This window comes from Stenotrophomonas sp. YJH_SMC_16 (assembly GCF_059367875.1).
On record NZ_JCAFRH010000008.1, the window covers coordinates 42,991 to 69,103 of the forward strand.

The following is a 26,113-nucleotide window of genomic DNA, read 5'->3' on the forward strand; positions in this document are numbered from 1 at the left end:
GAGGACCGGATGGCGGCGATCCTACGCTGCCGCTCAAGTTAAGGCAACACTTCACGTAGTTATGCATAAATTATTGATTTTATTGATCAACCTGATGCTTGGCATGGAGGCCATGAAATCTACGGCAGGTTTTGCGGCGATTCGGGCACAACCGGTTGGTGGACGGATGCAAAAACGCCATCCCGCGCGGGTCGGGATGGCGTTCGGGCCTGCAGCCTGCGCAGCGGAATCTCAGCGCGCAGCCAGCGCCGACGTGATTTCCTGCTGGATGGCCCGGGCCGCGGCCTGCGGATCGGCGGCCAGGCGGATCGGGCGACCGACCACAATGGCATCGGCGCCATCGGCAAAGGCCTGGGCCACGCCAACGGTACGCTTCTGGTCATCGCCGACCGGGCCACCGGGACGGATGCCCGGGCAGACGATCGAGAACCCGGCGCCGGTAGCGGCACGGATGGGGCCGGCTTCCTGGCCCGAGGCGATCACGCCATCGATGCCGGCCGCCTGCGCGGCCAGCGCGCGCTCGACCACCACGTCCACCGGTTCACGGTCGATGCCCATCTGGGCCAGGTCCGGACGGCCCATCGAGGTCAGCACGGTCACTGCCAGCAGGCGCATGTCGCTGCTGTTGGCGGCGGCGCAGGCCTCCATCATGGCCGGGTGCCAACCATGGATGGTGGCGTAGCTGACCGGCCACTGCGACAGGCGCTTGATCACCGCCGCGGCGGTGGCCGGGATGTCGAAGAACTTCAGGTCAACGAACACGCGCTTGTCGCGGCGGGCCAGCTCATCGAGCACCTGGAAGTACTCGCCGGAGGCGAGCAGTTCCATGCCGATCTTGTAGAACGCCACGCTGTCGCCGAGGCGGTCGACCCACTCAAGCGCCTGCACGCGGTCAGGCACGTCCAGCGCGAAGATCAGGCGCTCGTCGTCGCGCAGCGGCAGCGGCGCGCGGTTCATGGTGCGTAGTCCAGGGCTGCGCGCTTGGCGTCGTGGCGGGCCTGGCGCGACTGGCTGTAGTCGTTGTTGAACTGCGCCGGCTCGAAGCCGCCGTAGGTCGGGTTCGGCAGCATCCACCAGCGCTCGCCGAACCAGTCGTGGTACTGCTGCAGCAGCGCGTCACGGCCATCGTTGGTGTTGGCGGTCACTTCGACGAAATCGCCCAGCTGGTCGCCGAACTGCATCAGCACGCGGTACTTCTGCCCGGCCAGGCGGCGGCGGCAGTTCTTCTCGCTGCCGGCCTGCTCGCAGCCTTCGACCACGGTGCCCAGGCCCAGGAACACGCTGTCGTCGGCCACCGGCAGGCCCTGCTCGCGCAGGTTGGCCAGGGTCGCGTCCTTCAGGTGCACGGCGCGGTTGGAGATGTACAGCAGGGTCACGCCCTTGGCGTTGGCGGCCTTGGCGAAATCGACCACGCCCGGGATGGCCTTGGCCTTCTTTTCGGCCACCCACTGGTCCCAGCTCAACTCATCGTATTCCTTGCCGTCGCGCACCAGGCGCGCCTGGTAGGGCGAGTTGTCCAGCACGGTCTCGTCCACGTCCAGCACCACGGCCGGCTTCAGGCCCTTGGCCTCGTTGCCGCGTTCTTCCGGCACCAGCGCATCCCAGTGGGCTTCCTTCAGCGCGGCGTCCAGGTGGTCGGCGGCGGCGCGGTAGGTCTGCTCGGTGATCGCCTTGTACTCCTGCGCACGCTGCATCCACAGCACTGCATTGAGGTTGTCATTGGCAGTGGGATCGAGCGCGCCGTCCGCCTTGGCAGCGGCGGCCGGGGCCTCCGGTGCAGCGGCTTCAGCGGCAGGCGCATCCACGCGCTTGCAGGCAGACAGGCCCAGCGCCGCAGTGGCGAGCAGGGTCAGGGACAGGGAAACGGGACGACGCATGGATTCACCGGCAATCAGATATACCGGCGCATTTTACCGGCAAAGGCGGTCCCGGGACGGCTATGCTTGGCGGTTGACCCGTTGCCCTTCCGGAGGCCGCCATGACCGATTCCACCCAGACCCCCGACGTCCCCCTGCTCGACGCCGTGCAGGCCCGCCTGCTGGGCTGCCTGGTGGAGAAGGAGGCGACCACCCCGGACACCTATCCGCTGACCGTCAATGCCGCCCAATCGGCCGCCAACCAGAAGACCGCCCGCGAGCCGGTGATGAACGTCGATGCCGGCAGCGTGCAACATGCGCTGCGCCAGCTGGAGGCGCTGGGCCTGGCCCGCCAGCACTTCTCCTCGCGCGCGGACCGCTACGAGCACCGCCTGCAGGCCGCGCTGGACCTGACCCGGCAGCAGACCGTGCTGCTCGCGCTGCTGCTGCTGCGTGGGCCGCAGACGCTGGGCGAGCTGGTCACGCGCAGCGAACGCCTGCACCGCTTCGCCGACACCGACGAGGCCCGCCACGCCATCGATCGCCTGCAGCAGCGCGCGCTGCTGGTGGTGCTGCCGCGCGCCAGCGGCCAGCGCGAAGACCGCTACATGCACCTGCTGTGCGGCGAAGTGGACGGCGCGGCGCTGGCGGCGAAGTACGCCAGCAGCGGCGGTGGCAGCAGCGATGCGGCCGACCCGGGCCTGGCCGAGCGCGTGGCCCAGCTGGAAGCGGCGGTGGCCGAACTGCAGGCACAGTTGGCCGAACTGCGCGGTTGAGGGGGTGGGTGCCGACCGTTGGTCGGCACCGCATCTGAATAGTGCCGGCCAGCGGCCGGCACCTACCAACATCAAGGGTCAGACCTGCGCCGCACCGGGCGTTGCATACAACCGGCTCGGGCTGTCCACGCCCGGCAACTGGATCACCCCGCGCGTCTGCATACCCAGGCCCTGCAGGATCTTCCCGGACACCACGTTGTCCAGATCGGTGATGCCATACAGATCGTGCAGGCCCAGCGCTCCACGCGCATGCGCGAACACCGCGCGTGCCGCCTCACCGGCATAGCCCTGCCCGGCGAATTCCGACAGCACCGCATAGCCGATGTCCGGCCCCGGCAGGCCATCCCGCCGCACCAGTCCGGCGTTGCCCAGCCAGGCACCATCGGACAACCGCTCGATGGCATACATGCCGAAGCCATTCAACGCATAGCTGTGCAGCACCCGCAGCGCGATGTATTCCCGCGCCTGTTCTTCGTCGCGCACGTTGCGGTCACCGATGAAACGCACGAAGCCCGGATCGTTGAGCAGGGCCAGCATCGGTGCCGCATCACGGTCCGGTTCAATGGCCCGCAGCCGCAGGCGCTCACTCTCGATCGGTTGCACAGGCAGACCTCCAGCCGAAACCCCGATTCTGCCTCAACCCCCGGCTGTTGCTTTTGATTTTTTTTTCTTTTCCGTGGCTGGCACGCACGGAAACTGTCAGTGGCCTGGCGGGTGGGCTGGGCGGGACCGTCCGCGGCATGGATGCCGCGGCCGAGCCCCCATGGACGGGTTTACGGCGTGTCCCGACCAGGCCACCCGCCAGGCCCACCACAAATGCACTGCGAACAGCGCCTGCCACGAGGGGCTGTGCCGTTCGCCGATCAATCGAACAGCGCCTCAATCGCCGCCAACCCCGCGCTCGCCCGTTCCTTCTTGCGCGCCGCATCGGCCACCGGGTCCGCGCCATCGCGCTGGATCTCCTCGGCCGGAATCTCCTCGAAGAACCGGCTCGGCTTCAGCCGCACATGCTCGCCGAACTTGCGCGTCAGCTTGCTGTAGCTCATCCACAGCTGGATCTTGGCGCGGGTGATGCCCACGTACAGCAGGCGACGTTCTTCCTGCAGGTTGCCCTCGTCCAGGCTGACCTGGTGCGGCAACACGCCGTCCTCGCAGCCGACGATGAAGACATAGGGGAATTCCAGGCCCTTGGACGCATGCAGGGTCATCATGCGTACCTGGTTGCCGCCCTCGTCCTTGTCGCTGCGCGAGAGCAGCGCCAGCTGGCCGGCCAGGTCGGCGGCGGTGGCACCGCGCGGGCCGCCCTCGAACCACTGCGCCAGTTCCTCGATGTTGTTCGCCCGGCGCTGGTAGCTGGCCTCTTCCTTGGCCTGCTGGCGCAGCTCGCTCAGCAACCCCGATTCCTTGGCCACCTTGCGGATCATGTCGCCGGACGTCACCTGGCGCATCTGCGCCCGCAGGTCGCGCAGGATGTCGGTGAAGCGCGCCAGGCTGTTGGCCGCGCGCGGCGGCAACTGCTGCAGGGCGCCGATGGTCTCGGCCACATGCGCCATCGGCATGTCCTTTTCCTGCGCCAGCTCGGCCAGCCTGGCCAGCGTACCGGCGCCCACATCGCGCTTGGGCGACTGCACCGCGCGCATGAACGCGGTGTCATCGTCCGGGTTCACCAGCAGCCGCAGCCAGGCCAGCGTGTCCTTCACTTCCTGGCGTTCCAGGAACATGGTGCCGCCGGTCAGGTGGTAGGGAATGCGCAGCAGCTGCATCGCCTTTTCCAGCGGGCGCGACTGGAAGTTGCCACGGAACAGGATGCAGAAATCACTCCACGGCACGTTGCGCGACTGCGCCACGAAGGCGATTTCGGCGGCGACCTTTTCCGCTTCGTGTTCGCTGTTGCGGCATTCCCACACGCGGATGCGTTCGCCGTCGGCCTGGTCGCTCCACAGCTTCTTCAGGTGCTCATGCGGATTGTTGGCGATCAGCGCGTTGGCGGCGCGCAGCACGCGGTTGGAGCAGCGGTAGTTCTGCTCCAGCTTGATGATTTCCAGCGCGGGGTAGTCACGCCCCATCTGCTGCAGGTTTTCCGGGTTGGCACCACGCCAGGCGTAGATCGACTGATCGTCATCGCCCACGCAGGTGAAGTTGCCCTTCTCACCGGCCAGCTGCTTGAGCAGGCGGTACTGCGCGTCGTTGGTGTCCTGGCATTCGTCCACCAGCAGGTAGCCGATGCGCTCACGCCAGGCCAGCGCGATCTCCGGATTTTCCTCCAGGATCTGCACCGGCAAACGGATCAGGTCATCGAAGTCGACCGCGTTGAACGCCGTCAGGCGCAGCTGGTAACGCTCGTAGACACTGGCCGCTTCTTTCTCGCGGTTGCTGCGCGCGGCGGCCATCGCCTGTTCGGGCGACAGGCCGGCGTTCTTGGCGCGCGACACCAGGTTCTTCATGTCCTCGATGTCGTCGGGCTTGGCCCCATACATCAGGTCCTTGATCTGCGCAGCGGCATCGTCGGCATCGAAGATCGAGAATCCACGCTTCAGGCCCACGGCGGCGTGCTCGATCTGCAGGAACTTCAGGCCCAGGGCGTGGAAGGTGCAGATGGTCACCTCGTCGGCATCCTGCTCGCGCAGGCGCTTGGCGACGCGCTCGCGCATTTCCTTGGCCGACTTGTTGGTGAAGGTGATCGCCGCAATGCGGCGCGCGGGATAGCGCCCGCAGCCGATAAGGTGAGCGATCTTCTCGACGATCACGCGCGTCTTGCCACTGCCTGCACCGGCGAGCACCAGCAGGGGGCCCTCGATGTGCAGGACGGCGGCGGCTTGGGGGGGATTGAGACCGTGCATGGGATGGGGATTGTAGCGGGGCCGGGTGACGACCACAGCGGGCCGCCGGCGGGGTTGCTGAACGGCTTCGGCGGAGCGGAGCTGCGGCGTACAATCCGTCGATGGCCAAGCTCTACTTCTACTATTCGGCGATGAACGCCGGCAAGACCACCACCCTGCTGCAGAGCGCTCACAACTACCGCGAGCGCGGCATGCGGGTGGCGATCCTGACCCCGCGCCTGGACGATCGTGCCGGCGCCGGCGTGGTCGCCTCGCGGATCGGCCTGCGCGCCGAGGGCATGGCCTTCGATCGTGACACCGACCTGCAACGCTGGGTCGAGCAGGACCTGGCGACGAACGGGCCGATGGGCTGTGTGCTGGTGGACGAGGCGCAGTTCCTGACCCGCGCCCAGGTCTGGCAGCTCAGCGAGGTGGTCGACCAGCTGCGCATTCCGGTGCTGTGCTACGGCCTGCGCACCGACTTCCGCGGCGAGCTGTTCGAAGGCAGCCAGTACCTGCTGGCCTGGGCCGACGAGATGCAGGAGATCAAGACCATCTGCCACAGCGGCAAGAAGGCGACGATGACCGTGCGCGTGGACGAGCATGGCCACGCGGTACAGGACGGCCCGCAGGTGGAGATCGGCGGCAACGACCGCTACGTGTCGGTCAGTCGCGCCGAGTTCAAGAAGATCACCCGCGGTGAAGGGCGTATCGATCCGGCGCAGGCCCCGCTGCCGTTGTAGCAGGCGCGCCGGTGCGCCATGACCTCCAGCGGTTTACAAGCAAGCGCTGTCGCGCCTAGGCTGCGGCACTCCTGCTGCCGAACTGGAAGTCCGACATGCGTTCCGCCCTCCTGCTGCTGCCGCTGCTGCTCCTGCTGCCTCCGCTGGTCATCGCGGCCGAACGCCCGTCCGGTGAAGACGATGCGGCGGTGATCGGCGCCGGTTTCATGGACAGCCACCCGGACATGATGTACCGGCAATGGGGCGTCAACGCGCTGCGTCGCAACGATGTCAACGGCGCGATGGACAACTTCCGGCTGGCCGCGCGGTACGCGGACAAGCCTGCCCAGGGCTACCTCGGCGAGATGTACTGGTACGGGGTAGAGCAGCCGCGCAATCCGGTCATGGCTTATGCCTGGATGGAGGTGGCCGCCGAACGTGGCTATCCGTTGTTCGTCGAGCTGCGCAACGAGTACTGGGCCGCGCTGCCGCTGGAGCAGCATGATGCGGCGCGTGCGCAGGCAAGCGCGCTGCGCGCCGAGTATGGCGACGAGGTCGCGCGCCCACGCATGGCCGAAGTGCTCAGAAAGGGGCGCCGCGAGATGACCGGCAGCCGCGTCGGCTCAATGTCCAACAACGTCGACATCGTGTACATGGACGGCGGAATCTCCCGCACCATCAAGGCTGACCGTCTGTACGACCCCAAGTACTGGGATCCGAAGCAGTACGAGCGCTGGCAGGACGAAACCTGGATGAAGATCCGCCGGGGCACGGTGGAAGTGGGTGTGCCGACCCAGTCGCACGCCACCGACAGCAAGCCTTGAAGCAACGGTGCCGGCGTGTGGCCGGCACCGAGCCGCATCCATTCAGTACAGCGTGCGCTCCGGCGCGCCCGCCGGCGGCGGGGTGTACTGGTACAGCCAGGTCTCGGTGAGGGTCTTGCCGCCACTGCGCAGGAACAGGCGGATGTCGATCTGCTCGGTGCTGCCTTCCGGCGGCACCAGGTCGAACATCGCGCGGTAGCCGTTGATCTCGCGCAGCGGGCGCGCCGACACGATCTCGACCCGGCCACGGCTGGCTTCCACCACCGCCTCGACCTCGCCCTTGTCGATCAGCTTGGCCAGTTCGCCGCCTTCGAAGTCCACCGCAAAGCGCCAGCTGAAGTACTCGCGCTTCTTGCCGACCACGCCGCCCAGGCCGGTGCGGCTGGCCACGCAGTGCGCCAGCGGCGGCCGTGCCGGCGGTTCGGCGCCCCAGTACAGGCGATAGCCGACCAGCAGCTCCTGGCCCGGCTGCGGCTTTTCCTTCGGGTTCCAGAACGCCACGATGTTGTCGAAGGTCTCGTCCACGGTGGGAATCTCCACCAGCTGCACCGAGCCCTCGCCCCACTCGCCCTTCGGCTCCACCCACAGGCACGGGCGCTTCTCGTAGAACACGCCATCATCCTGGTAGTGGTCGAAGTTGCGGTCGCGCTGCAGCAGGCCGAAACCGCGCGGATTGCGGTCCACGAACATGTTGAAGCGCAGGTTGCGCGGGTTCAGCAGCGGTCGCCAGATCCACTCGCCGGCACCGGTCCACAGCGACAGGCCGTCGGTATCGTGAATCTCCGGGCGCCAGTCCCACGCCATGCGGCGATCGTTCTCGCCCACCTGGTACATGCTGGTGCACGGTGCGATGCCCAGCCGTTCGATCGCCTTGCGCGGGTACAGCGCGCTGTCGATGTCCATCAGCAGCACGTCGCCATTGGTGATCGCGAAGCGATAGGCGCCGGCCACGCTGGGCGAATCCAGCAGGCCATAGACCACGATCGTTTCCGAATCGGCCGACGGCTGTTCCAGGTAATAGGCGATGAAGTCGGGGAATTCCTCCGGCTTGCCCATGCCGGTGTCGATCGCCAGGCCACGCGCGGACTGGCCGTACTGGCCTTCCTTGCCGACCGCGCGGAAGTAGCTGGCGCCGAGGAAGGCGGCGAAGTCGCGGTCGGTGTCCTTGCGGGTGTTCAGGCGGAAACCGGCGAAGCCCAGATCGGCCGGCAGCTCGCCGTCCTTGATCCCGCTCTTGCCGTAGTTGAACGCCGCGCCGTCATAGGCCAGCTCCTGCGCCTTGCCGTCGACCACGTCGAACATGCGCACCGGCGAGTGGAAGTACAGGCCCAGATGGAAGAACTTGGCCTGGAACTTGCCCGGCTGGTCGGCCCACAGCGCATGGTCCTGGCGGTAACCGATCGACTGGTACTGGTCCCAGTCCAGGCCTTCCAGGCGGCCCGGCAGCACCCGCTTGTGGCTCTTGTAGGGCGCCTGTGCCAGCGCGCGCGCCTGGCCCTTCAGGGTGGCGAAGTCGAACGGCTGCGGCTGGCCGAGGCGGCGCAGGCCCATCTGGCCGCTCCTGCTGGCCGCGCACGCGGGCAGGGACGGCAGGCCGAATGCAGCCAGGGCGAGGGAGGCATTGCGGATGAAGTCGCGTCGTTGCATGCAGGCGCGTCAGGCACAGAGGGAAGGTCGGCCATCATAGGCAGACAAACGTTAACGGGCAGCGGAGACGTCCCCTGCCCGTTCAGCTGCCGCTGGCCGCCCGGCTCAGCGCTGGCAGTGGCTGCACCAGACACTGGCGCGCTGGCCGATGGTGGCGTGTTTCAGCGCGCGGCCACAGTTCGGGCACGGCAGGCCATCGCGGCCGTATACCAGCAGCTCCTGCTCGAAGTAGCCCGGCGCGCCATCCGGGCTGATGAAATCGCGCAGCGTGGTGCCACCACGGGTGATGGCGTAGCCCAGGATCTCCTTCACCGCGTCGGCCAGCCGCTGGTAGCGCTCGCGCGAGACCTTCCCGGCCTCGCGCAGCGGGCTGATGCCGGCCTTGAACAGGCTTTCGGCGGCGTAGATGTTGCCCACGCCCACCACCACCGCCTGGTCCATCAGGAAGGTCTTCACCGGCGCACTGCGGCCCCGGCTGCGGGCGAACAGGTAGTCGCCGTCAAACACGTCGTCCAGCGGTTCCGGGCCCAGCCCCTGCAGCAGCGGGTGGACTTCGCCGGCCGGCTGCCAGAGCAGGCTGCCGAACCGACGCGGGTCGTTGAAGCGCAGCAGGCGGCCGTTGTCCAGGCTGATGTCGACGTGGTCGTGGGCGCGCAGCGGGGTATCGCCAGGCAGCACGCGCAGGCTGCCGGACATGCCCAGGTGCAGCACCGCGCTGCCGACGGCGGTGTCCAGCAGCAGGTACTTGGCGCGGCGACGGATCTCCTCGATGCGCTGGCCCGGCAGCAGCTCGGCCACTTCCGGCGGAATCGGCCAGCGCAGATCGGCCCGGCGCAGGATCACGCCATGCACGCGACGACCCTGCAGGTGCGGCGCCAGGCCGCGGCGGGTGGTTTCTACTTCGGGCAGTTCAGGCATGAGCCGATTCTACGCCCGCTCAGCGTGGCGGCGCCGCCAGTTCACGGGCATCCAGGACGCCATCACCGTTGGCATCCTGCGTGTGGAAGCGCTTCACGATCACCTGCCGCTGCTGCTCGCGGCTGATCGCCCTGCCCTTGCCACCGGGCAGCTCCTCGGCCGTCAGCACGCCATCACCATTGCGGTCCATGCGGTCGAAGGCATACAGCATCCACTGCACGTACTCGGATTCACTCACCCGGCCGTCGCCATCGCTGTCCATCCGCTGCAGATAGCTGGCGGTATCGGTGACCTGGGCCAGCGCCGCACCCGGCAACAGCGCCACCAGCAGAAGTCGGTACCTTGCCCTCACGCGCCCACCAGGCTGTAGCCCTTCAATCGCGCGGCGTAGGCCTGCAGCGCGGCAATGCCACTTTCCTCGGCCTCGCGGCACCAGGCCTGCAGCTGATGCAGGCGCTCGGCCGCATCGTGGCCGCGCGCTTCCAGCAGCGCGGCCAGGCGCCCCCGGTACTCGACCAGGGTGCGGATGCGCGGCCGTTGTGCCACCCATTCGCTGAGCTGGGCGCGGCTGTCCGGCTTCAACCAGCGGCCATCATTGACCAGGCCACGGCGCAGACGGCGCGGCAGCAGGCGGCGCAGCTTGGCCCCGGCGTGAGCGGCTTCCTCGCGCAGGGCCGGCATGAACACATTGCGCTGGTAATCGGTCATCGCCTGGAAGCGGTGCGACAGCAGCGCCTTCAGGGTTTCGGCATCGGGCACCGCGATGTTCGGGCGCACGTCCATGGCCGGCGCCACCCGCAGCACCTTGGCCAGGCGCAGCGCCTGCAGCAGGCGGATCGCACTCCAGCCAATGTCGAACTCCCAGCGCCGCATCGCGAAGCGCGCCGAGCTGGGGAAGGCATGGTGATTGTTGTGCAGCTCCTCGCCACCGATCCAGAACCCCCACGGCGTCAGGTTCGTGGAGGTATCGGCGGACTCGTAGTTGCGGTAGCCCCACCAGTGGCCCAGGCCATTGACCACGCCGGCTGCCCAGAACGGGATCCACGCCATCTGGACAGCCCACAGGGCCACGCCGGGCAGGCCAAACAACACGGTATTGATCGCGAACAACAGCACCGGCCCCAGCGTGGCGTGCGGGGTGTACAGGCGGCGCTCGATCGCATCATCCGGGGTGCCACGCCCGTACTGCTCGATGTCCGCGCGCATGCCGCGCGCTTCGCGGTACAGCTCCACGCCATGCCAGAACACCTTGCCGATGCCACGGGTGACCGGGCTGTGCGGGTCGTCCTCGGTCTCCACCTTGGCGTGGTGCTTGCGGTGGATGGCCACCCATTCGCGGGTGATCATCGAGGTGGTCAGCCACAGCCAGAAGCGGAATACATGGGCCAGCGCCGGGTGGAAGTCGACCCCGCGATGGGCCTGGCTGCGATGCAGGTACAGGGTCACCGAGAAGATGGTGATCTGGGTGAAGACCAGCAGCACCGCCAGCATCGCCCACCCGCCCAGGCCGAGCACACCACCGGTCAACAGGGACATCAGGGCATCAGGCATGGCAGCGCTCCGGATCGACGCGGGGATGGCAGACATCATGGGCGCTTGCGTTGCAAACTGCATCCCTGCGGCGGTGCTTCGCATCGCCATCCGTGGCACCGTTCACAGTTGGGGACCTGAGTTGTCGAGCCTTGATCCACGCGCCAGCACCATGACTGCGGCCCCGCCCATCGCGGAGCTGCCCCCCTTGATCGAACTGGACCGCGCCACCGTGGTGCGCGGCCAGGTGAAGGTGCTGCACGGGCTCAGCCTGCGCATTGCACAGGGCCAGCACACCGCCCTGCTCGGCCCCAACGGCTGCGGCAAGTCGACCTTCATCAAACTGATCACCCGCGAGCTGTACCCGCTGGCGCAGGGCGACGGCTCGGTGGCAGTGAAGGTGCTGGGCCAGAACCGCTGGCAGGTGGACCGGCTGCGCTCGCAGCTGGGCATCGTCACCGGCGACCTCAGCAGCAACCTCGCCGACATGCCGGGGCTGACCGTGGAGCAGGCCGTGCTGTCGGGCTTCTTTGCCAGCTACGTGGTGCCCGCCTTCCGCGAGGTGACCGCCGACATGCGTGCACGCGTCGGCGAGACACTGGCGATGACCGGCGCACTGTCCCTGCGTGAACGTGCCTACGCCGAGCTGTCGGCCGGCGAGACCCGCCGCGTGCTGATCGCGCGCGCGCTGGTCAACCGGCCGCAGGCGCTGCTGCTGGACGAACCCTCCACCGGGCTGGACCTGGTCGCTCGTGAACAGCTGGTGGCGACCATGCGGGTACTGGCCCAGCAGGGCATCACCCTGGTGCTGGTGACCCACCACATTGAAGAGATCATTCCCGAGATCGAGCGGGTGGTGCTGCTGCGCGATGGCCGTGTGCTGGCCGATGGCACCCGCGCCGAACTGCTGCGCAACGAACCGCTGTCGGCGGTGTTCGGCGGCGCGATCACCGTATGCGAGCAGGAAGGCCGGCTGACCGCGTACGCGGGATAATCGACATGCCACTGTAGAGCCGAGCCTATGCTCGGCTGCTCCTGGCCGCGGGGAACGGCAGCCAAGCATAGGCTCGGCTCTACAGAAACCGGTGCAGCGGGCCGGAACCCGGCCCGCTGCACGCAACCTCAGAACTTCAACGCCAGCGCGCGCGACTCGATCGGTGCCATCCGGCTCTGGTCCTGCAGCTGGAGGTCGCGCAGCTCGTACGGCGCACCAAAACCAGCGGGCAATGCGGCCTGGTCGAACGGCAGCACCAGCTGGCCTGCGCCCGGGCCATCGAACCACGCCGCCGCGTGCGCCTGTGCAACCGGCTTCAGCTGGCCATCGCGGGCAGTGGCATACAGCGTGCCACGCGCCTCGTAGCGGCCAGCTGCAGCCACCTGCAGCGGCAACGCCACCTGGCGGCTGGCCGGGTCCGGTGCCGCCTGGCCACTGAAGCGCGCGGTCGGCCGTGCCACCGCGAAGGCCACCTTGCCATCGCGCAGCACGCCATCGGCCTGGGCGAACACCTGCAGTTCCCACAGCCCCTGCACGGTGCCGACGTCTGCGGGGATCCGCACCTGCGCGCGCAGCGCGCCGTCGGTGGTACGCAGCAGTCGCTGCGGCCAGCTGCGTCCATCGGGTGCGACCAGCAGGGCTTCACCGCCCAGGCTGCCGCGGCGCGAGGCCATCTGCGCGGTGGTGGCACCGTCTTCCAGCAAGCGTGCCTGCAGCTGCACGTTGCCACCGGCCAGCACCTGCGCCTGGTTGGCCTGCACTTCCAGCCGCAGCGGGCTGTTCGGCTCCAGCACCTGCACCACGTAGCGGCCCTGCGCCTGCGCGCTCTGCAGCGTGTAAGCACCGGCCGCACTGGTCGCGCCGGTGCGCAGCATGCTGCTGCCATCACCCACCGGCATGCCGGCATCCTGCAGCGCGCGCGCATCGACACTGCGCGCCACGCTGCTGCGGCCGGCCGGGTCGCGCAGCTGCAGGGTGTTGGCTGGCACTGCACGCGCGCCTTCGGCCGGGCTCAGTTGGATCACCGCGTCGGCAGCCGTCAGCGGTAGATCGACGCCACGTTGCAGCTGCGCGCCATCGACCTGCTGCCAGTAGCTGCGGCTGACCGAGGCATACGGCGTGGCCGCCTGCAGCCGTTGTGCCGGGTCCAACGCCCAGGCAAAGGACAGCGGCGCGTGTTCGCTTTCATCGGCGGGCAGCGGCGCGGCCACCAGGGCGGCAGGCACCTGGTCGCCTGCACGGGCGGCCTGCAGCGGCTGCGCGGCCTGCGCTGCGGAAAGGGACAGCACTGCCAGGACGGCGCCGGCCAGCAGGGTGGATTGAATCGTCATGGTCGTCTCCCTCACTGGGTCAGGTCGTTGCGCAGCAGGGTGCCGAGGCCGAAGCACTCGCGGCGGCTCTGGTTGTGGCTGAGCGGTTCCGCGCCCTGGGTACGCGCCTTGTCGGTGAACCAGGTGGTGCCGGCGGCCTTCTGGCTGCTGCACTCCAGGAAGCCGTCGGAGCAGGACGACAGCCAGTTCTGGGTGAACTCCAGGCCGACATTGGCGGCGTAGCCGCCGCAATAGCTGTTGCTGTCCCACACCGCCGATTCCACATCACTGCCGACCACCGCGCGGAACGGCTTGGGCAGGGCGGGACGGCCGGCGGTGCCGTACAGGTTCTGCGCGTTGTAGGTGGCCATGCTCGCCACCTGCTGCTGGCGCACCGCGTCGTTCTTGTAGCCCAGCAGCCAGCCCAGCGAGGTTTCGAAGGTGTTGCCGTTGAGCACCGCATCGGCCAGCGGCGTGCCCGCCGAGGACGGTGCCAGCGCGGTGACCTTGCGCACCGTGCGGATGATCTTCGGGTAGCGGCTGTCGTAGGTTGGGTTGGACAGGATCCAGCGCACCACGTTGCCGCCGTTGGAATGGGTAATCACCACCAGCTGGGTGATGCCGCGGCTGTCGATGAAGCTGGTCAGCTGGTTGGCCAGGCAGCCGGCGGCCTCCGGCTTCCACATGTACTGGGTGAAGTCGCAATTGATGACCACATAGTTGCTGCTGTTCGGCAGGCCCTGGCGCACGGTGTCGATGATGGCCGGCTGCCAGTAGTCCTGGGTGGCATTGGTCTGCGCGCCGGTGCCATGCACGAAGGCCACGCCGACCACGTCGGCGGCCTGCGCCGGCGTTGCTGCAAGCCCGAGGAGCAGGGCCAGGACGGTACTTCCTGTTGCGGTGCTGCGCATCGCTTCTCTCCCTCTGTCAACGGATCCCCCCGACCCGGCTGGAACTGGACGGCTCCTGGTGCGTGCCGTTGTGCCGATGCTCGCGGCGCAGCCGCGTGAAAGTCCGTGCGCTGCGCCCGGATTCAGGAGACTGACCTCCATCGATGACGCTTTCCCTATCGCCGCAATGACCATGCCGGGTCTGGCCGTATGACCGATGGCCACTGCGGTGTCGTTCATGGGCTGCGATCATGGCGCGTTGTTTTTCCTCCGGAGCCCGTCCATGTCGCTGATTTCCCACCCTGCCCGCCCGCTGCTCGGCCTTGCCGTCATCGCGGCCCTGGCCGGTTGTGCCGCCACCGCCGCCAAGCCGACCGCCGTCGAAGCCAACATCACCACCAAGGCGGTGGGCTATCTGGACAAGAGCGCGGTACCGGCCAGCCTCGACCTGGTGCCGGCACCGCCGGTGGCCGGTTCGGCCGCCCTCGCCCTGGACGAGCAGGTCAGCCGTGAAGCCCGCGCGCTGCGTGGCAGCCCGCGCTTCGCCCAGGCCGGTGTCGATGCGGAACTCGGCTTCCCCGAAGGCGCCAACCACTTCTCCTGCGCCGCTGACATCGACGTCGATGCGGTGAAGACTCCGGCGCTGTACCGACTGCTGGAGCGCAGCCGGATCGACGCCAGCGCTGCCACCAAGGCCGCCAAGAATCACTACCAGCGCCCGCGCCCGTTCATGGTCAATGGTGAGCCGACCTGCTCGCCGAAGGACGAGGACGGCCTGCGCAAGAACGGCTCCTACCCCTCCGGCCACACCTCGATCGGCTGGGCCTGGGCTCTGATCCTGTCGGAGATCGCACCGGATCGCGCCGATGCCATCCAGGCCCGCGGCCGCAACTACGGCGAGAGCCGCCTGGTGTGCAACGTGCACTGGCAGAGCGACATCCTCGAAGGCCGCTTCATGGGCGCCGCCGCAGTGGCCCGCCTGCACGACAACGCCGCGTTCAACAAGGATCTGCTGGCGGCACGCAAGGAGATCGCTGCCGCACGCAAGGCCGGCCTGCATTCCAGCCGCGACTGCGCCACCGAGAACGCGGTGCTGAAGGTGCGCCCGCAGAGCGCGCTGTAAGTGATGCTCCGGGGTCGAATCCCTTTCCGCAGGAAAGGGCTCTGACCCCATACAGCAGAAGGGCCGGCATTGCGCCGGCCCTTCTTCATTGCATTACCGCAGTCACCGCATCAGAACTTCGCGGTGAACTCCACGCCCCAGGTCCGCGGCTCGTTGAGGAAGCCGGTCAGGTTGTTGAAGTCGATCGCACCGACCACGCGGGTCTGGTTGGTCAGGTTGCGGCCGAACACAGCCACGTCGTACTGGCCGTAATCCCAGTTGTAGCCCAGGCGCAGGCCGCCTTCCAGCGAACTACGGCCGCGGAACTCCGGCGACTCGTAGATGAAGAAGTTCACCGCGCTGCGGTAGGCCCAGTCGGTGTAGGCATACAGCTCACTGCCATCGCTGAGCGGGAAGCCCACGCGCAGGGTCGCGTTGTGGATCCACTTCGGCGCCTGCGGCAGCGGATTGCCGTTCACCAGCGCATAGGGCTTGCCGCCGATCATGGTGATCGGGTCGGTAACAGTGCAGCCACCACCACAGACCGCCACCGCCAGATCCTTGTCCTTGATCTCGGTGTCGTTGTAGCTGCTGCCGAAGGTCAGCAGGACGTTGTCGGCCAGGTAGGCTTCCAGGTCCAGTTCCACGCCCTGGCCGATGGTCTTGTCGGCGTTGAGCAGGGTGGCGGTGTTGTTGGTGCCGCCCACGGCGATCAGCTGCTGGCCGTCAACGTTGTAGCGGAACACGCTCAGGCCCAGGCGCGCGCGCCGCTCGAACAGGTCGGCCTTGATGCCGGCTTCATACGAGATCACCTTCTCCGAATCGGCCTGCGACAGGCCGGGCGCGAAGGCCAGGCGGCCCTGGATCGACGGCGCGCGGAAGCCCTTGGCCACGCGGGCGTAGGCATTCACGTTGTCGGTCAGCTTGTAGACGCCGCTGACATCCCAGCTGACGTCGTTGACGTCGGTGTTGGCCACATACGGGCCACTGACCGGGGTACCGAACGGCACGGCCTGCAGCACGCTGGCGTTGAAGTCCTTCTTGTCCTGGGTGTAGCGCACACCGGCACGCAGCTTGAAGCGGTCGGTGACATCGAAGTCACCCGAGGCAAACACCGCCCATGCCTTGTTGCGCTGGTTCTGCACCACATGGCCGGTCTGCGGGTTGCCCGGCTTCAGCGAGTTGTAGTTGAAGTTGTTGATGGTCACGTCTTCGTCGAAATAGAAGACGCCGGCCTGCCAGTCGAAGCGGCCCCATTCGTTGGATTCGACGCGGAATTCCTGCGTCCACTGGCGGTGGTGCGGCAGGCCGTCGGCCGACTCGGACGAGAACGGGATGAAGCCCGGCCCATAGTTGCCAGCGCCCAGCGATGCCTCGCCGTAGCCACCGTCGATGTCACCGCGGTTGAGCGATTCAGCGGTTTCATATCCGGTGATCGAGTGCAGGGTCACCGAGCCGAGGTTCCACTGCAGGCGCGCGCTGCCGCCCCAGGTTTCCAGATCGGAGAAGTTGACGCCGTCGTTGGCCACCTTGTCGCGGTCGAAGTTCTCGACCAGGCCGTTGCCACCCTTCTGGATGATGTTGGCGCGGAACAGGCGGGCGGTACCGTTGAGCTTGCGCTTGTGCAGGTTGAACAGCGCTTCGAAGTCATCGCCTTCGTACAGGAACTGCACGCGGCCGGCGGCTTCGTCATAGCCTTCGAAACCGCTGTTGGGCGCACCGGCGCGGGTGTTGTCGACCCAGTCATCGCGGCGCTGGTAGATGGCCGAGACGCGTGCCGACCAGCGATCGGTCAGCGGCCCACCGTAGGCACCCTGCACGTTCCAGCTGTTGTAGCTGCCATAGCCCACGCGCACGTAACCGTCGGCATCCTGCGACGGGCGCGCCGAGTCGAACTTGACCACGCCGGCCGGGGTATTGCGGCCGAACAGCGTGCCCTGCGGACCGCGCAGCACTTCCACGTTGGCCAGGTCGAACAGCGGGAAGCCCTTCAGCAGCGGGCTTTCCTGCACCACGTCGTCGTACACCAGCGACACCGGCTGCGACGCATTGAGGTCGAAATCGGTATTGCCCAGGCCGCGGATGTAGAAGCGCGGGAAGGCACGGCCGTAGGACGACTCGATGTTGAGGCTGGGCACGCGCGCGGCCAGGAAGCGGATGTCATCGCCCGCCGAACCCAGCACATCGAGCTTCTCGCCCTGGATCGCGCTGATCGCGACCGGCACGTCCTTGGCGTTCTCAACGCGCCGCTGCGCGGTCACCTGCAGGGCATCGAGGGCAACCGGATCCTTGGCAGCGGGAGTTTCCTGGGCGGCTGCTACCAGCGGCAACAGGGCGGAAAGAGCGGCAACGAGGGGGCGCGCGACCGGAAGGCGGCCACGGGAAGTGCGGGTCGGGGACATGGCGGTAGGCTGTGTTTGGAGGGGTGGTAAAACGGCGCTACCAGATAATTGTTGCAATACAGCACCTGCCCCGCAAATGCCTGCCGTTCATGGCCCCGTCGCCCCGGCCCCCGCGTGCTCGCTAGACTCGGGGTTTTCCAGCCCTGCGGAGCCGCCGCGATGACCCAGTGGTACTTCCATGCCTCCGCCCAGGCCGAGCGTATCGGCCCGCTTGATGACGAGGCCGCGCGCCGTTATGCGCAGGCCAATCCGCGCGCCCTGGCCTGGTGCCAGGGCATGAGCGGGTGGACCTCGATCGCCGAGGTGCCCGAACTGCAGTCCGCGGCCCCGGGCATGCCGAACACCCCGCCGCCGGTCCCCGCCGCTGCCAGCAGCCACGCCGACGACATCGAGTTCCGCATCGTCGGCCATGAAATGCAGTTCGTGGAAATCGAGCTCGACCCCGGTGAGAGCGCCATTGCCGAGGCCGGCGCATTGATGTTCAAGGACGCCACCGTGCAGATGGATACGGTGTTCGGCGCCGCCAACGGCGACCAGGGCGGCGGCTTCATGGGCAAGGTGATGGCCGCCGGCAAGCGCGTGCTGACCGGCGAGAGCCTGTTTGCCACCGTCTACACCCAGAGCGGCCACGGCAAGGGCAAGGTCGCCTTCGCCGCGCCCTACCCCGGCACCGTACTGGCAATGAAGCTGGACCAGCATGGCGGCCGCCTGATCTGCCAGAAGGACAGCTTCCTGGCCGGCGCGCGCGGCGTGCAGATCGGCGTGCAGTTCCAGCGCAAGATCATGACCGGCCTGTTCGGCGGCGAAGGTTTCATCATGCAGAAGCTGGAGGGCGATGGCTGGGTGTTCATCCACGCCGGCGGCTGCGTGGTGGAACGCGAACTGGCCGCGGGTGAGCGGCTGGATGTGGATACCGGCTGCGTGGTGGCCTACCACCCCACCGTGGACATGGACGTGCGCCGGGTGGCCGGCGTCAAGAGCATGCTGTTCGGCGGCGAGGGCGTGTTCCTGGCCACGCTGACCGGTCCGGGCAAGGTCTGGCTGCAGTCGCTGCCGTTCTCGCGCCTGGCCGGCCGCATGTGGATGGCCGCGCCGCAGGGCGGTGGCCAGAGCCGCGGCGAAGGCTCGGTGCTGGGCGGCCTGGGCCGGATGCTGGACGGCGACAACCGGTTCTGAGCCCCTCGCCCGGGCGGTGCCGACCAAGGTCGGCACCGCCCGCGCTCATTTTCCTGAATAGGCCGCTCCCCCACCCTGCCCGCCCCGCCACCGCTTCGGTATGCTGGCGCCCTTTCCTGAATCCGGCGCCGCGAGCGCACTGCCGATGAGCCTGTTCCGCCCCCGCATGCTGCTGTCCGTCGCCCTGATCGGCCTGCTGGCCGGCTGCGGTGGCGACCCGGTCCGCCCCACGCCGCCGCCGGCACCGACCGTGGTGCCGCAGGCCAAGCCGGTGAAGATCGGTATTGCCCTCGGGGGTGGTGCAGCCAAGGGCTTCGCCCACATCGGCGTGATCAAGATGCTGGAGGCCAATGGCTTCGAACCGGCCGTGGTGTCCGGCACCAGTGCCGGCAGCGTGGTCGGCGCGCTGTATGCCAGCGGCATGGATGCCTTCCAGATGCAGAGCAAGGCAGTGGCGCTGGATGAAGCCAGCATCCGCGACGTGCGCCTGTTCTCCGGTGGCCTGGTGCAGGGCCAGAAGCTGCAGGACTACGTCAACGAGCAGGTCGCCAACCGCCCCGCCGAGCGCCTGAAGAAGCCGTTCGCCGCAGTCGCGACCCAGCTGGAAACAGGCGAGCGCGCGATCTTCGTGCGCGGCAACGTCGGCCAGGCGGTGCGCGCATCGAGCAGCATTCCCGGTGTGTTCGAGCCGGTGAAGATCGGCGGTCGCAACTACATTGATGGCGGTGTGGTCAGCCCGGTGCCGGTGGATGCCGCACGCCAGCTCGGCGCCGACTTCGTGATCGCCGTGGACATCTCCAGCAAGGCCAGCGGCAAGGCGCCGACTGACATGCTGGGCATCGTCAACCAGTCCATCTCGATCATGGGCCAGCGCCTGGGCGAGCAGGAACTGGCACGCGCCGACATCGTCATCCGCCCGAAGGTGCTGGACATCGGCGCCGCCGATTTCAGCCAGCGTGGCACCGCGATCCTGGAGGGCGAAAAGGCCGCAATGGCCGCGATGCCACAGATCCGCGCCAAGATCCAGCAGCTGCAGCGTGCACGCGCCGCGGCCGCCGCACCGGCACCCGTGGCCGCGCCGAAGTGCGAGGAAGCCTCGCGCCTGGGCAAGCTGATGGGCCGCAAGGACAAGTGCTGACCTGAGCCAGCGTGTCGCTGCCAGACAGCGGCGCGCGCGTTCTAGCGCGCAGGCCGGTAACCGCTGGCCTGCTGCCGCTCGCGCCTGCGCGCCTGACGGGCCTGCTCCTGCAGTGTCGCCGTGTGCTGCAGCTGTTCCATGCCATCGGCCGGCACATGCAGCTGGCGTCGCGCACGGGTGAGTGCCAGATAGACCGCGCGCACCGGGTTGTGCCAGATGCGCCCGCCCTGCCCCGCACGGAAGCAACCAGGCGACAGCGAGACCACGTCGAACTGCAGGTTCTTCGCGTGTTCGGCCAGGCACAGCGCCACCCGCCCTTCAGCAGGCGTGTCCTGGTCGTCGAGCGCCTGCAGCAGTGACTGCACCCGATCGGCAGACGCAAACAGTTCGACCAGCGCGCCCTGCCCTTCGTCGGCCTGCGTGGCCAGGAAGCGCTCCTGTGCCGGGTCCGAGGCGCTGTCGCGGCGCCGGCGCCACGCATCCAGCGGCCGCTGCAGCACGCTGCGCAGCGCGCGCAGCGATGCCGGATGCAGATAGGGCCGCAGCCCGAGCGCGTGCAGCTGCGCCGCATCCAGGGCCAGATCGGCGACGCTGCCATGGATGCGCAGGCCCTCGCTCGGCACCTGCGCCCAGTGGCGGTAATGCAGCACACCGGTGGCGCGGTCGGCGGCACCGACGAACGGCCCACTGTCCTGCCCCAGTCCGTCCAGTGCCAGGGTCTGGTTGACCAGGCCCTCGACCTGGTTGCCCTGGCGCACCGACTGGTGCATTTCCAGCACCTTCGACGCGGCCCAGCGCGGCACCGTACCGGTCAGGCACTGGTGCGGATCACCCAGGCTGACCACGCCAGGCGCATGGCCGGCCAGCAACTGCTTCCACGACGGGCTCAGGTCATGCGCCTCGTCCACCAGCAGCATGCCCATGTCCAGCGGCGGGGTAACGCCGCGCAGTGCCAGCCACTTGCCGATGTGCGCCGGGCTGAGGCTCAGCAGCGTGCCCCGCTGCAGGTCGGCGTCGAACATGCAGCGCCAGACGTGCTCGGCGGCCGCCATGTACGGCGACACGTCGAGCATCGCGGCGGGCACCGAACGGTCGAAATGCTGGAACGCCAAGCCCGGTGCCGACGACGCACACCAACGGTTGATGGCCTCGAACGCAGTCAGCAGCACCTGCTCCGGGCTGCGCCCACCGATGCCCTGCAGGCCGATGCGGCCGGCAATCTCGCGCGGCGTGCGGGTGCTGCGCCGGTAGCTGGCAACGAAGCCACCGGTGTGGCCGCTGCGCGCGGCATGCTGCGCCACGCGGTTGGCGAACTCGATCTGGGTCAGCAGGCGCACCGCGGTGCTGGCCGGCACGCGGCTGCGGAAGGCTTCCACCTGCCCACGCGAGGGCGCCACGTAGGTGTAGCGGCCGGGCCGCGCCTCCATCAGCGCCAGCACCAGGTGCCCCTTGCCGGTGCCGGCATAGCCATCGAGGTCGATCAGCTCATCGGGGTTGGCGGCGATGGCGCGCAGCACGCGGGCCTGCTCGGAGGTGTACAGGCCATGGTGTTCGACCGCACGCGCGTCCTCGGCGGCCACGTCATCCTGCGTGAGCGCCTCGTCACTGGAAAAGGTGGCGGGAAAGCGGATCTCATGCTCGGTCAGGGTTTCCTGGCAGGCCTGCTGCAGGGCCAGGCCCGGATACTCCAATGGCGACTGCGCGATGACGTCCTGCAGGATCTGCGCCGGCGCCAGCAGCACGCCGTGGGCGGCCAATGCGGTCAGCCAGGCATCCAGCTCCGGCTGGCCTCCGCCACCGGGGCCGGCCAGCTGCGCGGCGGCGCCTTCGTTGCCGGCAAACAGCGCGCAGGCATCATGCAGCAGGCGTTCGATCTCGGCCGCTGGATGCAGGCGCGTCCGGCACAACTGCGCGGCCATCAGCCCGGCCTGCTCCACTGCCGTCTGCGGCGGCGTGCCGTGAGCGATGTAACGTGCCAGCGACTTGCGCTGCAGCGGCAGGAAGATGGTGGTGGGCACCGGGTGCTGGAGTTCGGACATGCGTGGAACCGGAAAGGAACGCTGCGGCGCGCGCAGGGCGGTGATGCTCGGCTACCCGCCCGGCCGCGTCAAATCGCCGCTGCGCTCATTCCAGCTGCGACAACGGCAATGCCTGGAAACCCTTCACCGTGCGCAGCACGAAGCTGGAATTGGCGTCGGCCACGCCGCCGGCGTTGAGCAGGCGGTCCAGCAGGAAGTGCGAAAAGTGCTCCAGGTCGCGCACGTAGACGTGCAGCAGGTAGTCCATGTCGCCGGTCAGCGCATGGCAGGCCACCACCTCGTCCCAGCCCTGCACGCTGTCCACGAAGTGGCCGATGGCGGCCTGGTCGTGCTTTTCCAACTGCACGCGCACGAAGGCCTGCAGGCCCAGGCGCAGCTGCCGCGGCTCCAGCCGCGCGCCGTAGCCGACGATCACGCCCTCGCTTTCCAGCCGCTGCAGGCGGCGCAGGCAGGCCGAGGGCGACAGGTTCACCCGAGTCGCCAGCTCCGCGTTGGTGGCGCGCCCATCCCGCTGGATTTCAGCCAGCAGGCGTATATCCGTGCGATCAAACTGGACTTCTCCGGCCATTGCTGCTCCGCAACATGGTGACTGCGCAAGGATATTGCGCCAACAATGCCAATCGGCGCAACTTTTGCAACCCTGTTGCGCGCGCCCTGCCCTAGCATCGTGGCTATCCCTTCAAGGAGTGCCCCATGGACCTCGCCCAGCCCCGCCGCGTCGAACACCAGCAGACCGACAAGGGCTACGTGCCGGTGTACACCACCGCGCTCGTCGAGCAGCCGTGGGACACCTACAGCGCCGACGACCACGCCACCTGGAGCACGCTGTACCAGCGCCAGCGCGAGCTGCTGGTCGGCCGTGCCTGCCAGGAATTCCTGGACGCGCAGGACGAGATGGGCATGAACGCGCACATGATTCCGCGCTTCGACCAGCTCAACGAAGTGCTGGGCGCGGCCACCGGCTGGACCCTGGTCGGCGTCGAAGGCCTGCTGCCGGAACTGGATTTCTTCGACCACCTGGCCAACCGCCGCTTTCCCGTGACCTGGTGGATCCGTCGCCCGGACCAGATCGACTACATCGCCGAGCCGGACCTGTTCCACGACCTGTTCGGCCACGTGCCGCTGCTGATGAACCCGGTGTTCGCCGACTACATGGAGGCCTATGGCCGTGGCGGCGTCAAAGCCCACGCGATCGGCCCGGACGCGCTGCAGAACCTCACCCGCCTGTACTGGTACACGGTGGAGTTCGGCCTGATCGACACGCCCGACGGCCTGCGCATCTACGGTGCCGGCATCGTGTCGTCCAAGGGCGAGTCGCTGTACTCGCTGGAATCGGCCGCACCCAACCGCATCGGTTTCGACCTGCAGCGGATCATGCGAACGAAGTACCGCATCGACACCTTCCAGAAGACCTACTTCGTCATCGACAGCTTTGAACAGCTGATGCAGGCGACGTCGCCGGACTTCACCCCAATCTACTCGGCACTGGCCGACCAGGCGCACCTGCCTGCCGGTGACGTGCAGGCTGACGATCACGTGTTCCAGGCCGGCACGGGTGAAGGCTGGGCGGACGGCGGCGACGTGTGATGCGCTGTCCGACGAAGACCAGCAGCTGGTGGCGCTGTGGCGCATGGAGGCCGACATCAACAACGGCGGCTTCATGCAGTTCCTGTGCAACTGGGGCGACCCGACCTGCCAGCTGGCGTTACGTGCGCTGCAGGCGATGGGCGCGGCGAAGACCCACGCGATCCTGGCCGGCATGCGCGGGCTGGTCGACCGGCTGGAAGATGACCCGGCGGTCAAGCAACTGACCGACCTGTACGGCGCGATGACCGAACAGGAGCAGGAGGCGCTGCACGCCTTCGACGAAGCCTATTTCGAGCGACCGGAAGACCTGGCCAGGTTGGGGCTGAAGCACTTCGGCCCGGAGCCTGTCGAACGACGATGACCATGCACGCCGGCGCTGTTCTGTAAAGCCGAGCCCATGCTCGGCTACGTTTCAATCAGCGCGGGTACACCAGCAGCACCACCAGATCCTCCTCACCCACCTGCTGCAGCGCATGGTGGCTGCCCTTGCGGGTCAGCAGCGCGTGCCCGGCGTGCACGTCGTACTGCCTGCCATCCAGCACATAACTGCCCTGCCCACTGACGATGTAATAGATCTCGTCCTTGTGCTGCGGATGCAGGCCGATGCCCGCGCCTTTGTGCAGCACACGCTTGCGCAGCACGAACGGCAGCCCTTCGGCATCGGCGAAGAACGGATACGCCGTGGTCGGGCCGGCACCGCCGTGCGGGCCTGCTTGCGTGCGCACAACACTGTCTTCGTGCACCACCTGCGAGGGCAGGGCTGGGTCGCTACCCTGCCCTTCCGCCACCACGTCGCAGTCGATATCCCGCACCAGCGCCGGCTGCAGCGCGGGTAGCAGCGGCACCGCCTCGCGCAATACCAGGCAGGCCACCGCATGTGCGCCGGCCACGCTGAAATGGGTGCCGTCGGCCTTGTTCTGTTCGGGCACGAACAGGAAGTAGGGTCGCGCGCCCTCCTCACCCAGCGCGCGGACCCAGCGCATGCTGCGGTCATTCAGATCAATCAGCGCAATCTGCTCGCGCGCGGCCAACGCCTTCATCGACTGCGTGTAGCGGCCATGCGTATCCAGCAGTGAACCGAAGTCGTACAGCAGCCGCGCCACCGGCGTGACCAGCACCGGCGTGGCGCCCTTTGCGCGGGCCACCTGTACGTAACGCATCAGCAGGCGTGGGTAGTCGCTGTCCGGATCGGTGTAGCGCGTGCGGTCTTCGAACTTCGCATCGTTGTGGCCGAACTGGATCAGCAGCACGTCGCCTTGGCGCAGCTCGGCGGCGATGGCCTCCAGGCGCCCTTCCTCGATGAAACTGCGCGTGCTGCGCCCGCCCTTGGCGTGGTTGTGCACCTCCAAGCGCGCCGGGTCCAGGTAGCTCTGCAGCGCCTGGCCCCAGCCGGCCTGCGGCGCGCGCTCGGGGCCGTATGCGGCCGCAGTGGAGTCACCGGCAATGAAGACCCGCACGGGCGCCGCCTGCGCGGTGGTGCACGACAGCAGCAACAACAAAGGCAACAGGGTGCGCATGTCCGGTCTCCGGTAGTGCCGGCCGCTGCCCGGCAACCTCATGAACGGCGGAAGCATTGCCAGGACGCCGGCCAGCGGCCGGCACTACCGCGGATCACGCGTCAGCGCGCCAGCCAGCCACCATCGACCGGCAGCACGGCGCCGTTGATGTAATCCGACGCCGACGAGGCCAGGAACACCGCCGCACCGGCCAGGTCATCCGGCGTGCCCCAGCGACCGGCCGGGATGCGCTCCAGGATCGCCTTGTTGCGCGCTTCGTCGGCGCGCAGCTGGGCGGTGTTGTCGGTCGCCATGTAGCCCGGGGCGATGGCATTGATGTTGATGCCCTTGCCCGCCCACTCGTTGGCCAGCAGCCGGGTGATGCCGGCGATGCCGCTCTTGCTGGCGGTGTACGACGGCACGCGGATACCGCCCTGGAAGGACAGCATCGAAGCGATGTTGATGATCTTGCCGTGGCCCTGTTCGATGAAGTGGCGGCCGGCGGCCTGCGAAATGAAGAACGCGGACTTGAGATTGACGTTCATCACGTCGTCCCAGTCCTGCTCGCTGAAGTCCACCGCATCGGCGCGGCGGATCAGGCCGGCGTTGTTGACCAGGATGTCCAACCCGCCCAGGCCTTCGATGGTCTCGCGGACCACGCGCGCCACCGGCTCGATGCTGATCAGGTTGGCTTCGATGGCCAGGCAGCGGCGGCCCAGCGCGGTGATCTTTTCGATGGTATCGGTGGGCGGGGCGATGCCGGCCACGGCGACGTCGGCACCAGCGGCGGCCAGTGCCACGGCGATGCCCTGGCCCAGACCGGTATTGCCACCGGTTACCAGAGCGACCTTGCCTTCCAGGCTGAAGGGATTAGCCATTGCGTATGC

24 protein-coding genes are annotated in these 26,113 nt (G+C 67.9%); 9 read left to right on the forward strand and 15 right to left on the reverse strand.

Annotated elements, in window-relative coordinates; all coding sequences use genetic code 11:
• Window positions 1-231: 231 nt before the first annotated feature.
• Window positions 232-957 (reverse strand): orotidine-5'-phosphate decarboxylase, encoded by a 726-nt coding sequence (gene pyrF, locus AC5P6E_RS16905; protein WP_019338154.1) that lies wholly within the window; start codon window positions 955-957, stop codon window positions 232-234.
• A complete protein-coding gene (locus tag AC5P6E_RS16910) occupies window positions 954-1,877 on the reverse strand; it encodes a 5'-nucleotidase, lipoprotein e(P4) family (RefSeq protein WP_010487329.1) in 924 nt (307 codons plus the stop codon). The genes pyrF and AC5P6E_RS16910 overlap by 4 nt, the downstream gene beginning before the upstream one ends.
• A 101-nt stretch (window positions 1,878-1,978) precedes the next feature.
• Here AC5P6E_RS16910 and AC5P6E_RS16915 point away from each other — a divergent pair, with 101 nt between their 5' ends.
• Complete coding sequence (locus AC5P6E_RS16915; protein ID WP_010487332.1) at window positions 1,979-2,632, forward strand: YceH family protein; 654 nt, start codon at window positions 1,979-1,981, stop codon at window positions 2,630-2,632.
• Between the two features lie 78 nt (window positions 2,633-2,710).
• On the opposite strand, the gene AC5P6E_RS16920 is transcribed toward AC5P6E_RS16915, so the two are convergent.
• Both AC5P6E_RS16920 and AC5P6E_RS16925 read right to left on the reverse strand, forming a co-directional pair.
• On the reverse strand, window positions 2,711-3,235 hold the full coding sequence (locus tag AC5P6E_RS16920; protein ID WP_043397785.1) for a GNAT family N-acetyltransferase: 525 nt from the start codon (window positions 3,233-3,235) through the stop codon (window positions 2,711-2,713).
• A 260-nt stretch (window positions 3,236-3,495) separates the two neighbouring features.
• On the reverse strand, window positions 3,496-5,472 hold the full coding sequence (locus AC5P6E_RS16925; protein WP_019338128.1) for a UvrD-helicase domain-containing protein: 1,977 nt from the start codon (window positions 5,470-5,472) through the stop codon (window positions 3,496-3,498).
• A gap of 101 nt (window positions 5,473-5,573) precedes the next feature.
• Here AC5P6E_RS16925 and AC5P6E_RS16930 point away from each other — a divergent pair, with 101 nt between their 5' ends.
• Both AC5P6E_RS16930 and AC5P6E_RS16935 read left to right on the forward strand, forming a co-directional pair.
• The gene (locus AC5P6E_RS16930) at window positions 5,574-6,194 is read left to right on the forward strand and encodes a thymidine kinase (protein ID WP_010487338.1); all 621 of its coding nucleotides are present in this window, start codon (window positions 5,574-5,576) and stop codon (window positions 6,192-6,194) included.
• Between the two features lie 95 nt (window positions 6,195-6,289).
• The gene (locus tag AC5P6E_RS16935; protein WP_495231117.1) at window positions 6,290-6,997 is read left to right on the forward strand and encodes a sel1 repeat family protein; all 708 of its coding nucleotides are present in this window, start codon (window positions 6,290-6,292) and stop codon (window positions 6,995-6,997) included.
• 42 nt (window positions 6,998-7,039) lie between these two features.
• On the opposite strand, the gene AC5P6E_RS16940 is transcribed toward AC5P6E_RS16935, so the two are convergent.
• The 4 genes from AC5P6E_RS16940 to AC5P6E_RS16955 form a co-directional block, all read right to left on the reverse strand.
• Window positions 7,040-8,644, reverse strand: a complete 1,605-nt coding sequence (locus tag AC5P6E_RS16940; RefSeq protein WP_019338126.1) for an OpgD/OpgG family glucan biosynthesis protein — start codon at window positions 8,642-8,644, stop codon at window positions 7,040-7,042.
• 105 nt (window positions 8,645-8,749) lie between these two features.
• On the reverse strand, window positions 8,750-9,562 hold the full coding sequence (gene mutM / locus AC5P6E_RS16945; RefSeq protein ID WP_010487344.1) for a bifunctional DNA-formamidopyrimidine glycosylase/DNA-(apurinic or apyrimidinic site) lyase: 813 nt from the start codon (window positions 9,560-9,562) through the stop codon (window positions 8,750-8,752).
• Window positions 9,563-9,581: 19 nt separating this feature from the next.
• Complete coding sequence (locus AC5P6E_RS16950; RefSeq protein WP_019338125.1) at window positions 9,582-9,914, reverse strand: EF-hand domain-containing protein; 333 nt, start codon at window positions 9,912-9,914, stop codon at window positions 9,582-9,584.
• Window positions 9,911-11,113: a DesA family fatty acid desaturase gene (locus tag AC5P6E_RS16955; RefSeq protein WP_019338124.1), complete on the reverse strand. Its 1,203-nt coding sequence runs from the start codon at window positions 11,111-11,113 to the stop codon at window positions 9,911-9,913. The genes AC5P6E_RS16950 and AC5P6E_RS16955 overlap by 4 nt, the downstream gene beginning before the upstream one ends.
• Before the next feature lie 151 nt (window positions 11,114-11,264).
• On the opposite strand from AC5P6E_RS16955, the gene AC5P6E_RS16960 reads away from it, so the two are divergent.
• On the forward strand, window positions 11,265-12,086 hold the full coding sequence (locus tag AC5P6E_RS16960) for an ABC transporter ATP-binding protein (RefSeq protein WP_019338123.1): 822 nt from the start codon (window positions 11,265-11,267) through the stop codon (window positions 12,084-12,086).
• 128 nt (window positions 12,087-12,214) lie between these two features.
• On the opposite strand, the gene AC5P6E_RS16965 is transcribed toward AC5P6E_RS16960, so the two are convergent.
• Window positions 12,215-13,417: a DUF4785 domain-containing protein gene (locus AC5P6E_RS16965; protein ID WP_019338122.1), complete on the reverse strand. Its 1,203-nt coding sequence runs from the start codon at window positions 13,415-13,417 to the stop codon at window positions 12,215-12,217.
• 11 nt (window positions 13,418-13,428) lie between these two features.
• Window positions 13,429-14,307, reverse strand: a complete 879-nt coding sequence (locus AC5P6E_RS16970; protein WP_019338121.1) for a lipase family protein — start codon at window positions 14,305-14,307, stop codon at window positions 13,429-13,431.
• A 262-nt stretch (window positions 14,308-14,569) separates the two neighbouring features.
• On the opposite strand from AC5P6E_RS16970, the gene AC5P6E_RS16975 reads away from it, so the two are divergent.
• A complete protein-coding gene (locus AC5P6E_RS16975) occupies window positions 14,570-15,409 on the forward strand; it encodes an acid phosphatase (RefSeq protein WP_019338120.1) in 840 nt (279 codons plus the stop codon).
• Between the two features lie 110 nt (window positions 15,410-15,519).
• Here AC5P6E_RS16975 and AC5P6E_RS16980 read toward each other — a convergent pair whose 3' ends face one another.
• Window positions 15,520-17,790, reverse strand: coding sequence for a TonB-dependent receptor (locus tag AC5P6E_RS16980; protein ID WP_019338119.1), 2,271 nt, complete (start codon window positions 17,788-17,790; stop codon window positions 15,520-15,522).
• Window positions 17,791-17,949: 159 nt separating this feature from the next.
• Between AC5P6E_RS16980 and AC5P6E_RS16985 the strand changes: the two genes are divergently transcribed.
• Window positions 17,950-18,966 carry a TIGR00266 family protein gene (locus AC5P6E_RS16985; RefSeq protein WP_019338118.1) on the forward strand — a complete coding sequence of 339 codons (1,017 nt, stop codon included), beginning with the start codon at window positions 17,950-17,952 and terminating at the stop codon, window positions 18,964-18,966.
• Window positions 18,967-19,111: 145 nt separating this feature from the next.
• Window positions 19,112-20,104, forward strand: coding sequence for a patatin-like phospholipase family protein (locus AC5P6E_RS16990; RefSeq protein ID WP_019337382.1), 993 nt, complete (start codon window positions 19,112-19,114; stop codon window positions 20,102-20,104).
• 41 nt (window positions 20,105-20,145) lie between these two features.
• Here the strand turns inward: AC5P6E_RS16990 and AC5P6E_RS16995 are convergent, their stop codons facing one another.
• A complete protein-coding gene (locus AC5P6E_RS16995; protein WP_019337383.1) occupies window positions 20,146-22,143 on the reverse strand; it encodes a hypothetical protein in 1,998 nt (665 codons plus the stop codon).
• An 85-nt stretch (window positions 22,144-22,228) separates the two neighbouring features.
• Entirely contained in the window at window positions 22,229-22,711 is a 483-nt protein-coding gene (locus AC5P6E_RS17000) for an Lrp/AsnC family transcriptional regulator (RefSeq protein ID WP_004153377.1), read from the reverse strand.
• A 125-nt stretch (window positions 22,712-22,836) separates the two neighbouring features.
• Here AC5P6E_RS17000 and phhA point away from each other — a divergent pair, with 125 nt between their 5' ends.
• Both phhA and AC5P6E_RS17010 read left to right on the forward strand, forming a co-directional pair.
• Window positions 22,837-23,730: a phenylalanine 4-monooxygenase gene (phhA, locus tag AC5P6E_RS17005; RefSeq protein ID WP_019337384.1), complete on the forward strand. Its 894-nt coding sequence runs from the start codon at window positions 22,837-22,839 to the stop codon at window positions 23,728-23,730.
• Window positions 23,699-24,091 carry a DMP19 family protein gene (locus AC5P6E_RS17010; protein ID WP_019337385.1) on the forward strand — a complete coding sequence of 131 codons (393 nt, stop codon included), beginning with the start codon at window positions 23,699-23,701 and terminating at the stop codon, window positions 24,089-24,091. The genes phhA and AC5P6E_RS17010 overlap by 32 nt, the downstream gene beginning before the upstream one ends.
• A gap of 55 nt (window positions 24,092-24,146) precedes the next feature.
• On the opposite strand, the gene AC5P6E_RS17015 is transcribed toward AC5P6E_RS17010, so the two are convergent.
• Window positions 24,147-25,247, reverse strand: coding sequence for a GDSL-type esterase/lipase family protein (locus tag AC5P6E_RS17015; RefSeq protein WP_019337386.1), 1,101 nt, complete (start codon window positions 25,245-25,247; stop codon window positions 24,147-24,149).
• A 101-nt stretch (window positions 25,248-25,348) separates the two neighbouring features.
• On the reverse strand, window positions 25,349-26,104 hold the full coding sequence (gene kduD / locus AC5P6E_RS17020; RefSeq protein WP_005421125.1) for a 2-dehydro-3-deoxy-D-gluconate 5-dehydrogenase KduD: 756 nt from the start codon (window positions 26,102-26,104) through the stop codon (window positions 25,349-25,351).
• Between the last annotated feature and the right edge of the window lie 9 nt (window positions 26,105-26,113).